At 65.5% G+C, this 14,244-nt stretch carries 11 protein-coding genes and 1 riboswitch; of the genes, 4 read left to right on the top strand and 7 right to left on the bottom strand.

The annotated features are described in order from the left end of the window. Positions 1-162: 162 nt before the first annotated feature. The 5 genes from crcB to GGR73_RS05160 form a co-directional block, all read right to left on the bottom strand. Positions 163-564 (bottom strand): fluoride efflux transporter CrcB, encoded by a 402-nt coding sequence (gene crcB / locus GGR73_RS05180; RefSeq protein ID WP_065031396.1) that lies wholly within the window; start codon positions 562-564, stop codon positions 163-165. Positions 565-677: 113 nt separating this feature from the next. Continuing rightward, positions 678-746: riboswitch (Fluoride riboswitch) on the bottom strand. Between the two features lie 2 nt (positions 747-748). Beyond that, a complete protein-coding gene (locus GGR73_RS05175) occupies positions 749-2,038 on the bottom strand; it encodes a replication-associated recombination protein A (RefSeq protein ID WP_230582134.1) in 1,290 nt (429 codons plus the stop codon). 159 nt (positions 2,039-2,197) lie between these two features. Beyond that, the gene (gene lolA / locus GGR73_RS05170; protein ID WP_184455899.1) at positions 2,198-2,827 is read right to left on the bottom strand and encodes an outer membrane lipoprotein chaperone LolA; all 630 of its coding nucleotides are present in this window, start codon (positions 2,825-2,827) and stop codon (positions 2,198-2,200) included. A 107-nt stretch (positions 2,828-2,934) separates the two neighbouring features. Beyond that, positions 2,935-4,860 (bottom strand): DUF3857 and transglutaminase domain-containing protein, encoded by a 1,926-nt coding sequence (locus tag GGR73_RS05165; RefSeq protein WP_184455898.1) that lies wholly within the window; start codon positions 4,858-4,860, stop codon positions 2,935-2,937. Between the two features lie 184 nt (positions 4,861-5,044). After that, positions 5,045-7,402: a DNA translocase FtsK gene (locus GGR73_RS05160; protein ID WP_065031398.1), complete on the bottom strand. Its 2,358-nt coding sequence runs from the start codon at positions 7,400-7,402 to the stop codon at positions 5,045-5,047. A 283-nt stretch (positions 7,403-7,685) separates the two neighbouring features. Here GGR73_RS05160 and trxB point away from each other — a divergent pair, with 283 nt between their 5' ends. The 4 genes from trxB (at position 7,686) to infA (ending at position 11,126) form a co-directional block, all read left to right on the top strand. After that, positions 7,686-8,654 carry a thioredoxin-disulfide reductase gene (trxB, locus tag GGR73_RS05155; RefSeq protein ID WP_016901755.1) on the top strand — a complete coding sequence of 323 codons (969 nt, stop codon included), beginning with the start codon at positions 7,686-7,688 and terminating at the stop codon, positions 8,652-8,654. 60 nt (positions 8,655-8,714) lie between these two features. After that, positions 8,715-9,833 (top strand): GNAT family N-acetyltransferase, encoded by a 1,119-nt coding sequence (locus GGR73_RS05150; protein ID WP_184455896.1) that lies wholly within the window; start codon positions 8,715-8,717, stop codon positions 9,831-9,833. A gap of 244 nt (positions 9,834-10,077) precedes the next feature. After that, on the top strand, positions 10,078-10,827 hold the full coding sequence (gene aat / locus GGR73_RS05145) for a leucyl/phenylalanyl-tRNA--protein transferase (protein ID WP_184455894.1): 750 nt from the start codon (positions 10,078-10,080) through the stop codon (positions 10,825-10,827). Between the two features lie 80 nt (positions 10,828-10,907). Next, positions 10,908-11,126 (top strand): translation initiation factor IF-1, encoded by a 219-nt coding sequence (gene infA, locus GGR73_RS05140; protein ID WP_002813418.1) that lies wholly within the window; start codon positions 10,908-10,910, stop codon positions 11,124-11,126. 302 nt (positions 11,127-11,428) lie between these two features. Here the strand turns inward: infA and clpA are convergent, their stop codons facing one another. Beyond that, positions 11,429-13,711, bottom strand: coding sequence for an ATP-dependent Clp protease ATP-binding subunit ClpA (gene clpA / locus GGR73_RS05135; RefSeq protein ID WP_039527343.1), 2,283 nt, complete (start codon positions 13,709-13,711; stop codon positions 11,429-11,431). Between the two features lie 142 nt (positions 13,712-13,853). After that, on the bottom strand, positions 13,854-14,174 hold the full coding sequence (gene clpS / locus GGR73_RS05130) for an ATP-dependent Clp protease adapter ClpS (protein ID WP_016901748.1): 321 nt from the start codon (positions 14,172-14,174) through the stop codon (positions 13,854-13,856). Positions 14,175-14,244 lie beyond the last annotated feature (70 nt).

Below are 14,244 nucleotides of genomic sequence, written 5' to 3'. Positions count from 1 at the left end.
GGCCAGGCGTCGCGTCCGAGCATGGCTCCTGATGGCACGTTGACCGTTGCCCGGCGGCGCCAACACATGCCAGCCATTCAATCGTCGGCGTGTATCTACGCTCGCAACGTCGCCGCATCCCGGCCTTGGCTTCACTGCCGAGATTACACGGCAGAGCTGCGCCTAACGCGCCACCAGCCACTGACCGGCACGCGCACCGGCAAACACCAGCGCCAGTCCGGCCACCAGCGTGATGGCCAGATACACGCCGATCATCGCAGACCGATCCGTGCGTGCGAACACCAGGCATTCCATCATCAACGACGAGAACGTGGTCAGCCCGCCGATCACGCCGACGATCAGCAAGGCCCGCAACGGCCAGCTCGCCGGGCCGCGCGCATCCAGCCAGACCAGCAGCACACCGGCGACGAACGAGCCGAGCAGATTCACCGTCAGCGTGCCCCACGGAAATCCGTTACCGAAGCGCTGCAGCAACGAGGCACCGATGGCAAAGCGCAGGCCGGAGCCCAGCGCACCGCCGGTCATCGCCAGCAGCAATTGCTGCCACCACACCGGTGCGTTCATGCGCGCACTCCGCAGGCGGCCGAAGGGGGTTTCAACAAGGTGTCGTGCATGTCGGCATCATCCGTTTTCTGAGCAAGAAAAGATGCCGGGGCACAGACCTGCCGCCCCGGCGGGGGTGGGCAGGCATCATCAGCGCGCAGGGTGCGTGCGGTTCAAGGAGGAATGCCATCTCCTGTGCGGCCGATTATGCCGTGGGCTTGCCGCCCTTGTCAGCCCGCGCCTGTTCGCGCGCGGCGCGCAGGCGGTCGAGCTTTTCCTTGAGCTTGATCTCCAGCCCGCGCGGCACCGGGTTGTAATAGACCCGCTCGCCCATCGCATCCGGAAAGCCGGTCTGGTCCAGCGCGATCCCGCCTTCGGCGTCGTGGTCGTACTGATAGTCCTGCCCGTAGCCCAGCGTCTTCATCAGCTTGGTCGGCGCGTTGCGCAGATGCAGCGGCACCTCCTGCGTGCCGGTGGCGCGCACCTCGGCCTTGGCCTGGTTGAAGGCGGCATAGCCGGCATTGGACTTGGCGGTGCTGGCCAGATACAGCACCAGTTGCGCGAACGCCAGCTCGCCCTCCGGGCTGCCCAGACGCTCGTAGATATCCCAGGCTTCCAGCGCCATGCTCTGCGCGCGCGGATCGGCCAGGCCGATATCCTCGATCGCCATGCGGGTCAGCCGCCGCGCCAGATAGGCCGGGTCGCAGCCGCCGTCGAGCATGCGCGTGAGCCAGTACAGCGCGGCATCGGGGTTGGAGCTGCGCACCGATTTGTGCAGCGCCGAAATCTGGTCGTAGAACTGCTCGCCGTTCTTGTCGAAGCGACGCGTGCGGTCGGCCAGCACCTGCAGCAGCGTCTGCGGAGTGATCTCGCCACCCTCACCGCCTGCCAGTTCCGCGGCGATCTCCAGCAGGGTCAATGCACGGCGCACGTCGCCGTCGGCCGCGCTGGCAATTTCCAGCAGCGAGGCATCGCTGACCTGGATGCTCTCCTGCCCCAGCCCACGCTCCGGATCGTGCAGCGCACGTTGCAAGGCCTCGACGATGTCCTGCGGCGAAACGCCTTCCAGCACGTGCACGCGGCAGCGCGACAACAATGCCGAATTCAGTTCGAACGAGGGATTTTCGGTCGTCGCACCGACGAACAGGATCGTGCCACGCTCGATATGCGGCAGGAACGCGTCCTGCTGCGCCTTGTTGAAGCGGTGCACTTCATCGACGAACAACACCGTGCGGCGCCCGCCGGCAAAGCGCTGCGCAGCCTCGGCCAGCACCTGGCGCACCTCGGGCAAACCCGACAACACTGCCGAGATGGCCTTGAACTCGGCGTCGGCGTAATGCGCCAGCAGCAGCGCCAGGGTGGTCTTGCCGCAACCGGGCGGGCCCCACAGGATCATCGAATGCACGCGGCCGGATTCCACCGCGCGTCGCAATGCGCTGTCGGGCGCGAGCAGTCGCTTCTGCCCGACCATCTCGTCGAGGGTGCGTGGACGCATGCGCTCGGCCAGCGGGCGCAGGTGCTCGCCGTCTACGCTAAGCAGATCGGCTTCGGGAGTGATGGGGAGCTTGGTTCGTGCCACGCGGCATTGTATCGCGTCAGCCAACGACCTTCTGCGAACACGGCCGTTGGCTGCACGACTCCTGCAAGCAACGGCTTAATGCGCGTCGCCGACCACGTCCACGCCCTTGCCCGGCGTGTAGCGGAAGGTGTCGGCCGCGAATGCCGGATTGCGCTTCCAGCCGCTGAAGCTGATCGCGGTGCGCTGGCCGACGGCATCCACCACTTCCATCCTGGCCAGGCCATCCTTGCCGAACCCCAGCGAGGCCATCTGGAAACTGGCTTCGGTGTCGACCTTGGGCGTCAGCGACAGCCATTGCAGTCCGTCACGCGGCGCCGCTTCTTCGCTGACGTCGTATTGCTTGTCCAGGCGCGCCGGGTCGATCAATGCAACCAGTGGGCTGTTCTGTTCTTCGCTGCCCTGCGCACGCACGGTCACCTGCTCCAGGTCCGGGTCGAACACCCACACCTTCTTGCCGTCGGCCACGATCAGCTGCTTGTAGGGCTTGGCGTATTCCCAACGGAACTGGCGCGGCGCCGACAATGCCACCCGCCCGCTCGCGCGTTCCTTGACCCGGCCGTTGGCATCGGAGACCTGCTGACTGAACTGCCCGTCCAGGCCTTTCAGGCCGCGTGTGAACGTGTCCAGCTCCTGACGCGCACCGGCAAACGCGGTGCCGGCGAACAGGGCGCTGGCGAGAACGGCATAACGGAGCTGGCGATGCATCGCGGTGTTCCAGAAAGGGAATGCGGGAATTCTGATACTTCCTGGATGAATGGGCGAGCGCTATCGCACAAGGCGTTCAGATCGCGGCCGCCGCCAGTGGATTCATCTCACTGCGCCGTCTGTACCCTGGACAGATCGCCGTACACGATCTGCCCGCGAAAGCCGCGCCGCACCTGCTGGTAGAGCTCGCGAAACGCGCGGTAATCCTGCGGCTGACACAGCGCCTGCGGCCCACGTACTGCCGCGCGTTGCAAGCGATGCACCGCCGTCACCGTCTGGCCCTGGCGCGTCCACTCGACCGCGTACTCGCCAGCAGCGTTGCGAAAGCGGCTGCTGCGCGGAATCGCGATGATCGGCACCGTCGCCGGGAAGCTCACCACATAGGTTTCTTCGCGCACGCTGTCGTTGCAGTAGAACGGGGTCAGGTTGTCGTCGGCCGAGGTGGTCGTATAGATGCCTCGGGTGGATTCGGCACCGGGCATATCGGGCAAGGTCATGCCGCCGACCACCGAAAAATCCACCGCATCCTCGGCCTGGAAGGAGTAGCGATAGTTGAACGGCGCATCCAGATCCAGCGGGTCGCCCTGGATCAACAGATCGCCGGTGCCGTCGAAGCCGGACTGCGCAATGATCGACTCCTCGATGCGATTGCGGTTCTGCGCATTGAGCTGCACGAACATCGCACGCAGCCCCACCTCGCCGGTCTGTCCGCTGTCGAGCGTGGTCAGGCCGTGCAGCCCGCCCTGCGGGGTAAAGCGGTACTCGGTACGCGCGACGTAGCGGTTGACCTTGCGGTCGTTGGGCGGGGTATGCGTGACCTTGCCGTCCAGCGTATGCACCACCGGCGCCCCGAGGTCGCCGGCCGGCAACTGGCCGAAGCGCGCGTACGGATTGGTCGAATCGACATACAGATCGAACGCCGGGATGTAGGTGATGGCGTGATTGAAGCGGCCGAGCACCGGGATCGGCGGCAGCGTCGGCCCGCCCTCGGCACCGATCAGCACCGGTGTGCTGGCGATGCCCTTGGCCGCCAGCAAGGCTTCCAGGATCACGGTGTGGTCCTTGCAGTCGCCATAGTGGTTGGACAGGATGCTGTCGGCGCTGTTGGGCTCCAGCCCGCCGTTGCCCAGGTATACCGCCACGTAGCGGATATTGCGCGCCACCCACGCGTACAGCGCAGCGGCCTGCGCCCGCGGCGCGTCGATGCCGCGGGTCACCTCGTCGGCCAGCGACTGGATCGCCGGCGTCACCGCGGCGGCGCGGCCACCCTTGACGTGATAGGCCAGGCCCATCTGCGCCCAGCTGTCGAAGGTGCTGGCCATCAAGGTGGGGCTGAACTCCCAGGTCGCCGCGCTCCAGTTCTGGTTCTTCATCGGCGTGGTGCGCTGATAGCGCCACTCCCAGCGCGCCTGATCGCCACGCACCACCGGCCTGGTCCCGCCCTGCAAGCCGCGCACCGACAAATGCATCGGCAATGCCTTCGGCGCCACCAGCGTGACCACCGCATCGTCGTATTGCGCGAACACGCTGAAGGTCTCCCACAGACTGAAGTAGCCGGGGAAGTACGGGGTGTTCTGCGCACGCCGCACGCGATAGACGATGCGCGCGCCCGGGGCCAGATTCGGGAACACCACCACCTTGACCTTGCGGTCGGCATACATCGCCGCCGCCGCGCTGGAATAGCTTTCCTGGGTGTAGATCTTGTCGGGCGCCACGTCCTGGCGCAGTCCTTCGGCGGTGACGGTGTAGGCCTGCAGCACCTCCAGGGTTTCCATCTTCTCGCTATAGCTCAGCCGCACCTGGCTGAACTGTTCCACCGCCGACTTGGTCTTGAGCAGGATCTCGTACTCGTCGGTTTCCACGCTGCTGGCATCGGCACGCACTTCGTAGTCGGCGCGATAGCGCACGAAGCTGTAGTTGGTGTCGGCCTGCATGCGCGCCGCAGCGGCAGCAGGCGCAGCCTGTTGCTCGGCCTGGGCCAGCAATGGCAGTGAGATCAGCAGCAGGAGCAGCAACACGGAACGACGCAGCATGGGTCTCGATCGCGGCGGGCCGGAGCGGCCCTCGGGCAACAGGGTAGCGGGTGTGCGCCGCAGCGTCAGGCACCGGCTTCCAACATTGCCGCATCCATGCGCATGTGCATGCGCGCACACACTCCGCATCAGCACGGAACGCGGCGTCGACCAGGCCGATACGCGCCGCGTTGCCGGCCGCCGATTACTTGGGCGGCGGCGGTGCCAGCACGGTGCGGTCGCCATTGTGCTCGGGCGGGCTGACCACGCCGGCCGCCTCCATCGCTTCGATCAGGCGTGCGGCGCGGTTGTAGCCGATCTTCAAGCGCCGCTGCACGCCGGAGATCGAGGCACGCCGGGTTTCGGTGACGATGCGCAAGGCTTCGTCGTACAAGGGGTCTGACTCGTCGCCGCCACCGCCGCTGCTTTCCGGCAAACCGGTCGCACCGACCACGGTGCCATCGCCCATGGTCTGAACCTCGTCCAGCACGCCTTCGACATAAGACACCGGCCCGCTGGCCTTGAGATGCTCGACCACCCGATGCACTTCCTCGTCGCTGACGAAGGCACCATGCACGCGGTCCGGCAGCGCGGTGCCGGGCGGCAGATACAGCATGTCGCCATTGCCCAGCAGCGCTTCGGCGCCGGACTGATCCAGGATGGTGCGCGAGTCGATCTTGGAGCTGACCTGGAACGCCACGCGGGTCGGGATATTGGCCTTGATCAGGCCGGTGATCACGTCCACCGACGGCCGCTGCGTGGCCAGGATCAGATGGATGCCGGCCGCACGCGCCTTCTGCGCCAGGCGCGCGATCAACTCTTCGACCTTCTTGCCGACGATCATCATCATGTCGGCGAATTCGTCGATGAAGATCACGATGAACGGCAGCGTCTCCAGCGGCCGCGGCGCCTCGCCCAGCTCGGGGTTGGGCTTGAACAGCGGGTCCATCATCGGCTGGCCGGCGTCGATGGCGTCCTTGATCTTCTTGTTGAAGCCGGCCAGGTTGCGCACGCCCACCGCGCTCATCAGCTTGTAGCGGCGCTCCATCTCGGCCACGCACCAACGCAGGCCGTTGGCGGCCTCCTTCATGTCGGTGACCACCGGCGCCAGCAGATGCGGGATGCCCTGATAGACGCTCAATTCGAGCATCTTCGGGTCGATCATCAGCATGCGCAGTTCCTTGTGCGAGGCCTTGAACAGCAGGCTCAGCACCATCGCATTGACCGCCACCGACTTGCCCGAGCCGGTGGTACCGGCCACCAACAAGTGCGGCATGCGCGCCAGGTCGGCCACCGTCGGGCGCCCGGCAATGTCCTTGCCCAGGGCCAGGGTCAGCGGGCTGGCCGACTTGTCGTATTCCTTGGAGCGCAGCAGCTCGGACAGGAAGATCATCTCGCGGCTGACGTTGGGGATCTCCAGGCCGATCACCGACTTGCCCGGGATCACGTCGACCACACGCACTGACTTGACCGACAGCCCGCGCGCGATGTCCTTGTCCAGCGAGCTGATCTGGCTGACCTTGATGCCCGGTGCCGGCTCGATCTCGAAGCGGGTGATCACCGGACCCGGATAGGCCCCGACCACCTGCGCCTCGATGCGGAAATCCTTGAGCTTGAACTCGATCTGCCGCGACAGCGTCTCCAGCGTCTCTTCCGAATAGCCCTTGGCCTGCGGCTTGGGGTCGTCCAGCAGGGCCAGCGGCGGCAGGTCGGAGCCGTCGGTGCTCACGCCCTGGAACATCGGGATCTGGGTATCGCGCTTGGCGCGCTCGCTCTTTTCCACCACCGGTGCCGGCGGCGGCTCGATCTTGACCGGCTCGCGCTTGGCCTGCTTGACCGCATCGACCTTGCGCACTTCCTCGCGCTCTTCGCGCATCACGCGGGTCTGCTGCCACTCGGTGGCCTGGTGGGTCTTGCGCTGCATCAGCGGCCCCAGCGCCAGCACCCAGGTGCCGATGCGCTCCATCACCGCAAACCACGACAGGCCGGTGGCCAGGGTGATCGACACCAGCAGCAGCACCAGCACGAACAGGTTGGCGCCCAAGGCTCCGAACCCGGCGCTCAGCGAATTGCTGACCAACCGCCCCAGGATCCCGCCAGCGGCGGCCACGTCGCCGTTGAACAGGCGCAGATGCAGGAAGCCGGTCGAGGCGATCAGGAAACCCACCATGCCGACCAGCCGCAATGCCGGCCCCAGGTCGGCCTCGGCCTGCCCTTCCTTGTCCATGCCGAATAAGGCGATCCAGGCCACCGCGCCCAGCACCACCGGCAGCAGGAAGGCCACATAACCGAACAGCTGCAGCAGCACGTCGGCCGTCCAGGCGCCGACGCGGCCGCCCATGTTGTGCACCGGCGCGACCACGCTGCCGGTCTGCGACCAGCCGGGATCGGCGCTGGAATAGGTGAACAGGCTGGCCAGCAGATACAGCAGCAGCGGCGCCACCGCGATCAATGCCAGATCGCGCCAGAGCTTTTGCCGACGCGGATTGTCCGCCGCCGCTGTCTTGCGCGAGGACGTCTTGCCCTCAGCGGGCTTGCTGCGTTCGGGAACCTGCTTTGCCACCTGTAGCCAGACCTTAGAAAAATGCTGTTAGTGGTTGATAATAAACGACTGAGGCCACGGTTTCAGCTGTTGCATGCGCATCGCCTGCGCGGGCATGCGATGGTCAACAAAAAACGCCGCACGGGGCGGCGTTGATTACGCGTACTGGGTGGACCATGCCATCTGCGGTTCAAGCAGTTCCATCGCGCCGCCTTGATTCACCGGGTGGGGACCGCCACTCTATGCCGCCACAGGGGCGCGAATTCACCCGCCTGCCCTGCCAATTCCTAGATCGCGAGTATACATGAGCGCCTCTTCTGCCAGTCCCGCCAAGCATTCCCGTCTGCTGATCCTGGGCTCCGGCCCGGCCGGCTGGACCGCCGCGGTCTACGCCGCCCGCGCCAACCTCAAGCCAGTGGTGATCACCGGCCTGCAGCAAGGCGGCCAGCTGATGACCACCACCGAAGTCGACAACTGGCCGGGCGACCCCCACGGCCTGATGGGCCCGGACCTGATGAGCCGCATGCAGGCGCATGCCGAGCGCTTCGAGACCGAGGTGATCTTCGACCACATCCACACCGCCGACCTGTCGCAGCGCCCGTTCCGTCTGACCGGCGACGGTGCCGAATACACCTGCGACGCACTGATCATCTCCACCGGCGCCACCGCCAAGTACCTGGGCATCCCCAGCGAGGAAGCCTTCAAGGGCCGCGGCGTGTCCGCCTGCGCCACCTGCGACGGCTTCTTCTACAAGGACCAGGACGTGGTGGTGGTCGGCGGCGGCAATACCGCAGTCGAAGAAGCGCTGTACCTGTCAAACATCGCCCGCAAGGTCTACCTGGTGCATCGCCGCGACACGCTGCGCGCCGAAAAGATCATGCAGGACAAGCTGTTCGCCAAGGTCGCCGCCGGCAAGATCGAAACCGTCTGGCACCACGCCATCGATGAAGTGCTGGGCAACGATGCCGGCGTCACCGGCGTGCGGGTCAAGTCCACCCTCGACGGCAGCACCCGCGAGATCGTCGCGCACGGCTTCTTCGTTGCCATCGGCCATCACCCCAACACGCAATTGTTCGACGGCCAGCTGGCGATGAACAACGGCTACCTGGAAATCCGCTCCGGCCTCAACGGCGCGGCGACCGAGACCTCGGTGGCCGGTGTGTTCGCCGCCGGCGACGTCGCCGACCAGCACTACCGCCAGGCGATCACCTCGGCTGGCTTCGGCTGCATGGCTGCGCTGGATGCCGAGCGCTACCTCGACAAGAGCGCCTGAGGTGGCTGCTGACCGCCGGCCGCGCCGTGCGGGCAGTGCCGAAACCAGCGGACCGTGCGCGTGAGCGTCACGGCCCGCTGGTGCCGCCGGCTGGACGAGCTTCCGGCCGGTGCCTGGGACACGCTGCACGACGGCGCGCACCCATTCATTTCTTATGCGTTCCTGGAAGGCCTGGAGCAGGAGGGCTGCCTGCGACCGGACTGGGGCTGGAACCCGCTGCACCTGACGCTATGGGATGGCGACACGCTGGTCGCCGCCGCACCGGGATACCTGAAGAACAACTCGCATGGCGAGTTCGTGTTCGACCACGCCTGGGCGAACGCCTACGCGCGCTACGGGCAGGAGTACTTCCCCAAGTGGCTGTGCGGGGTGCCCTACTCGCCGGTGACCGGACCGCGCCTGCTGGGCGCAGCGCGCTGGCGCCCGCAGTTGCTCGCGGCGATGCGCACGCTGGTGGAGCGCAGCGGGCTGTCGTCGGCGCACGTCAACTTCCATCCGGCCGACGAAGACAGCGCCTTCGACGCCGACTGGCTGGAGCGCAACGATCTGCAGTACCACTGGCACAACGCCAGCGGCTGGAGCGATTTCGAAAGCTTCCTGGCGGCGATGGACCACAAACGGCGCAAAAACATCCGCCAGGAGCGCGCCAAGGTGCAGCGAGCCGGCGTGCAGTTGCGCGTGGTGCATGGCGATGAAGCCAGCGACGCCGACCTGGAAGCGATGTACGGCTTCTATCTCAAGACCTTCAACGAATACGGCAACTCGCCTGCGCTGACGCCGGAGTTCCTGCATCACCTGGCCCGGCACCTGCCGCGCCAGCTGGTGATGTTTCTGGCCGAGCTGGACGGGAAACCGATCGCCGGCGCGCTCTGTCTGCGCGGGCGCGACACCCTGTACGGGCGTTACTGGGGCGGTGAAGCCCTTCCGGGGCTGCATTTTGAAACCTGCTACTACCAGGGCATCGAATACTGCCTGCGCGAGGGCCTGGCCCGCTTCGAGCCCGGCGCGCAAGGCGAGCACAAGATCGCGCGCGGCTTTCTGCCGACCCTGGTCCGCAGCCGCCACTGGATCGCCGACCCCGGCTTCCGCGAGCCGCTGGCGCAATGGTGTGCCGACGAGCGCCAGGCGGTGGCACGGCATGCACGCGAGCTGTCCGAGCACAGCCCGTTTCGCGACTGACCCCGGCGGCGGCAACGCAGGGCACAGTCGCAGCTGATCGCCGGCCGGGCGTATTGGGGACGTCGGAGCAAGGCAGCCAAATCCACCTAGAGAACACTCGTCTGGCGAGTGCGAACTACGCGCCCGGCACCGCGGTGCTCGCGGGCGCATGCCGCAAAGTGTGTCGACCACACACGCGGTTCGTCGCGCCGGCGATGGTCGTTGCCCTGGGTGCAGCATGTACGACACGCTCTACACTGCGCGCATGTCCCGCGCCCTTCCCTACCTGCTGGCGGCCGATCCGGCCGCCCCGTTTCCGCCGGCCGAGTCCGCGTTGCGCGAGCCGGACGGCCTGCTCGCCATCGGTGGCGACCTGTCGCCGCAGCGCCTGCTCAACGCCTATGCCAGTGGCGTGTTCCCGTGGTTCTCGGAAGGCCAGCCGATCCTGTGGTGGAGCCCGGACCCACGCACGGTGTTTCGCACCGATGGCGTGCGCCTGTCCTCGCGCTTCCGTCGCCAGCTGCGTAGCAGCCACTGGACCGTGCGCGCCGATACCGCCTTCGCGCAGGTGATCGATGCCTGCGCGTCGATTCCGCGTGCCGGCCAGGATGGCACCTGGATCACCACGCCGATGCAGCAGGCCTATCTCGAACTGCATCGGCTGGGCCATGCGCATTCGCTGGAAGTATTCGATGGCACGCGCCTGGTCGGCGGCATCTACGGCGTGGCGGTCGGCCGGATGTTCTTCGGCGAGAGCATGTTCAGTGTCGACAGCGGCGGCTCCAAGGTGGCGCTGGCGGCGCTGGCCGCGCACCTGCACTCCCGCGGGTGGCCGTTGCTCGATGCGCAGGTAGAGAATCCGCACCTGATGCGCCTGGGTGCGCAACGCCTGCCACGTGCAGAGTTCCTGCAGCAGGTTCAGCTGCAGGTCGTCCAGGCGGCGGCACCCGGCAGTTGGTCCGAGCGCTACGGCGAGCGGCCTGCCAGCGCGCTCGCTGAAGTCCGCTTAACATAAAATTTGCACCGCGGGGAGATGGGGCGTAAAATGCCGTCCCTTACGGCCCTTCCGGGCCAGCCGTGATTGCACAGGATTACATGTCGAAAGACGACTCCATTGAATTCGAAGGCAGCGTCAGCGAGACGCTCCCCAACACCACGTTCCGGGTCAAGCTGGAAAACGGGCATGAAATCATCGCCCACATCTCCGGCCGCATGCGCAAGAACTACATCCGCATCCTGACCGGCGACCGGGTCAAAGTTGAGATGACTCCCTACGACCTGACCAAGGGTCGTATTACCTACCGCATGAAGTAAGCGGTTCTGGTGTGAGACGCGAGGCGGCCAATGGCCGCTTTTTGTCGTGCCTGAGATTTGCGTATCGGGTTGGCAGCGGTGATTCGGCAGTGTCGGCTTGCTTCTGTCTTCGCTTGCACCTTGCCTCCGGCGCTTGCGCCTCGATCGCTACCCCGCCCAAGCTCCGGAGCGCGCTGTCGTTGATCCTCGCGAGCCGCGACAGCCGCTCGGCTTCTACGCGCCCCTCACTCGGGCCACAAGCTCTGAGGGCATAAAAAAACCGCTCTTTCGAGCGGTTCTTGCGTTTCAGGACCGCAAGGCGATCAGTCGACCGTTGCCGGCAGCAGACGCTCCGGTTCCGGGTGCGCTTCCACCACCAGTTCGCCATCCTTGACGTCGATACTGACCCGACCGCCTTCCACCAGCTTGCCGAACAACAGTTCGTCGGCCAGCGGACGCTTGATCTTCTCCTGGATCACGCGCGACATCGGGCGCGCGCCCATCAATGGATCGAAGCCGTGCTGGGCCAGCCAGTCGCGCGCAGTCGGGGTGGCCGACAGCGAGACGTGCTTTTCCTGCAACAGCATTTCCAGCTCGATGATGAATTTGTCCACCACCCGCAGGATGTGGTCGAAGCCCAGTGGCTGGAACTGCACGATCGCATCCAGGCGGTTGCGGAACTCGGGCGTGAAGCCGCGACGGATCGACTCCATCGCATCGGTGGAGTGATCCTGCTTGGTGAAGCCGATCGACCGCCGCGACGCCTGGGTGGCACCGGCATTGGTCGTCATCACCAGGATCACGTTCTTGAAGTTCGCCTCGCGCCCGTTGGTGTCGGTCAGGATGCCGCGATCCATGACCTGCAACAGGATGTTGAAGATGTCCGGATGCGCCTTCTCCACCTCGTCCAGCAGCAGCACGCAGTGCGGCGTCTTGACGATTTTCTCGGTCAACAGACCGCCTTGATCGAAGCCCACATAACCTGGAGGCGCACCGATCAGGCGGCTGATCGAATGCGCTTCCATGTACTCGGACATGTCGAAGCGCACCAGTTCGATCCCCAGCTGCAGCGCAAGCTGCTTGGTGACCTCGGTCTTGCCGACGCCGGTAGGGCCGGCAAACAGGAAGTTGCCGATCGGCTTTTCCGGATTGGCCAGGCCCGAGCGCGCCAGCTTGATCGAACCGGCCAGCGTCTCGATCGCCGGGTTCTGCCCGAAGATCACCATCTTCAGGTTGCGCTCCAGATGCTGCAGCACGTCCTTGTCGGTCGCGCTGACCTGCTTGGCCGGAATCCGCGCCATCTTGGCGACGATGGTCTCGATCTCCTCGATATCGATCAGTTCCTTGCGCTTGCCTTCCGGCAGCAGACGCTGACGCGCACCGGCCTCGTCGATCACATCGATCGCCTTGTCCGGCAGCAGGCGGTCGCCGATGTGCTTGACCGACAGGTCTACGGCCGCCTGCAGCGCGTCATCGGCATAGGTCACGCCGTGATGCGCCTCGTACTTGGGCTTGAGGCCCTGCAGGATTTCGAAGGTCTCGCCCACGGTCGGCTCGACGATGTCGATCTTCTGGAAGCGACGTGCCAGTGCACGGTCCTTTTCGAAGATGCCGCGGTATTCCTGGAACGTGGTCGAGCCGATGCAGCGCAGCTCGCCCGACGACAGCGCCGGCTTGATCAGATTGGACGCATCCATAGTGCCACCCGACGCCGACCCGGCACCGATGATGGTATGGATCTCGTCGATGAACAGCACCGCGTTGGGCACCTTCTTCAGCGCCGCCAGCACGCCCTTGAGGCGCTTTTCGAAGTCGCCGCGGTACTTGGTGCCGGCCACCAGCGCGCCCAGGTCCAGCGAGAAGATCACTGCATCGGCCAGTACCTCCGGCACGTCGTTGTCGACGATGCGCTTGGCCAGACCTTCGGCGATCGCGGTCTTGCCCACGCCGGCCTCGCCCACGTAGAGCGGGTTGTTCTTGCGGCGGCGGCACAGCACCTGGATGGTGCGCTCGATTTCGTCGCCACGGCCGACCAACGGGTCGATCTTGCCGTTGCGGGCCTGCTCGTTGAGATTGGTGGCGAACTCGGCCAGCGCATCGCCTTTGGCCTCGCCCTCCCCGCCCTCGCTCTTGGGCTCGCCATCGGAAGCGGACGGCTGCTCGCCGTCTTCACCCAGCTTGGCGATGCCGTGGGAGAGGTAATTGACGATATCCAGACGGGTGATGTCCTGCTGGTTCAGGAAGTACACCGCGTGCGAATCCTTCTCACCGAAGATCGCGACCAGCACGTTGGCGCCGGTGACTTCCTTCTTGCCCGAGGATTGCACGTGATAGACCGCACGCTGCAGCACACGCTGGAAGCCCAGGGTGGGCTGGGTGTCGCGGCCATCGTCTTCGGCCAGGCGCGAGACCGAGGCCTCGATCGCCTGCTCCAGATCGTTGTGCAAACGCACCTGATCGGCACCGCAGGCCTTGAGGACGGCCTGGGCGGACGGGTTGTCCAGCAGCGAGAGCAGCAGGTGCTCGACGGTCATGAACTCATGACGCGCCTCGCGTGCTCGCTTGTAGCACTGGCCGATGGTTTGCTCTAGGTCTTTGCTGAACATTGGTAACTCCGAACGGCTGTTGCCAACAATATGCGGCTTTTGTTGGGATTTACCACAACCCTATCGGATAGGCATGTTCAGACGGCGTTAGCATGTGATTGCAGCCACAGTGTTGCGCTGCTGGAATGATCAGATTGACGCCTCAGGTCTGTTCCATCGTGCACAGCAGCGGGTGCTGGTTCATGCGCGAGAATTCGTTGACCTGCGCCACCTTGGACTCGGCGACTTCGCGGCTGTAGACCCCGCAGACGCCGCGTCCACGGGTATGGACATGCAGCATGACCTGCGTGGCCCGCTCCAGATCGAGGTTGAAAAACTGCTGCAGCACCGTCACCACGAAGTCCATCGGGGTGTAGTCGTCGTTCAGCAAAAGCACCTGATAGCGCGGCGGTGGCGCCACTTCAGGCTTGCTGGCTTCGACGGTGAGGCCGTGATCGTGTTCGTGTGAGGTCTTACGAGGCATCCGGGCATTATACGGTTCATCGCCGCACGCATTGGACGATTTACGCCGCGCCCCGCACAATTTGTCTCCG

Source organism: Xanthomonas sp. F14 (assembly GCF_014199865.1).
The sequence above is the reverse complement of the archived record's forward strand: the minus strand, read 5'-3'. Positions and strand labels throughout refer to the sequence as shown.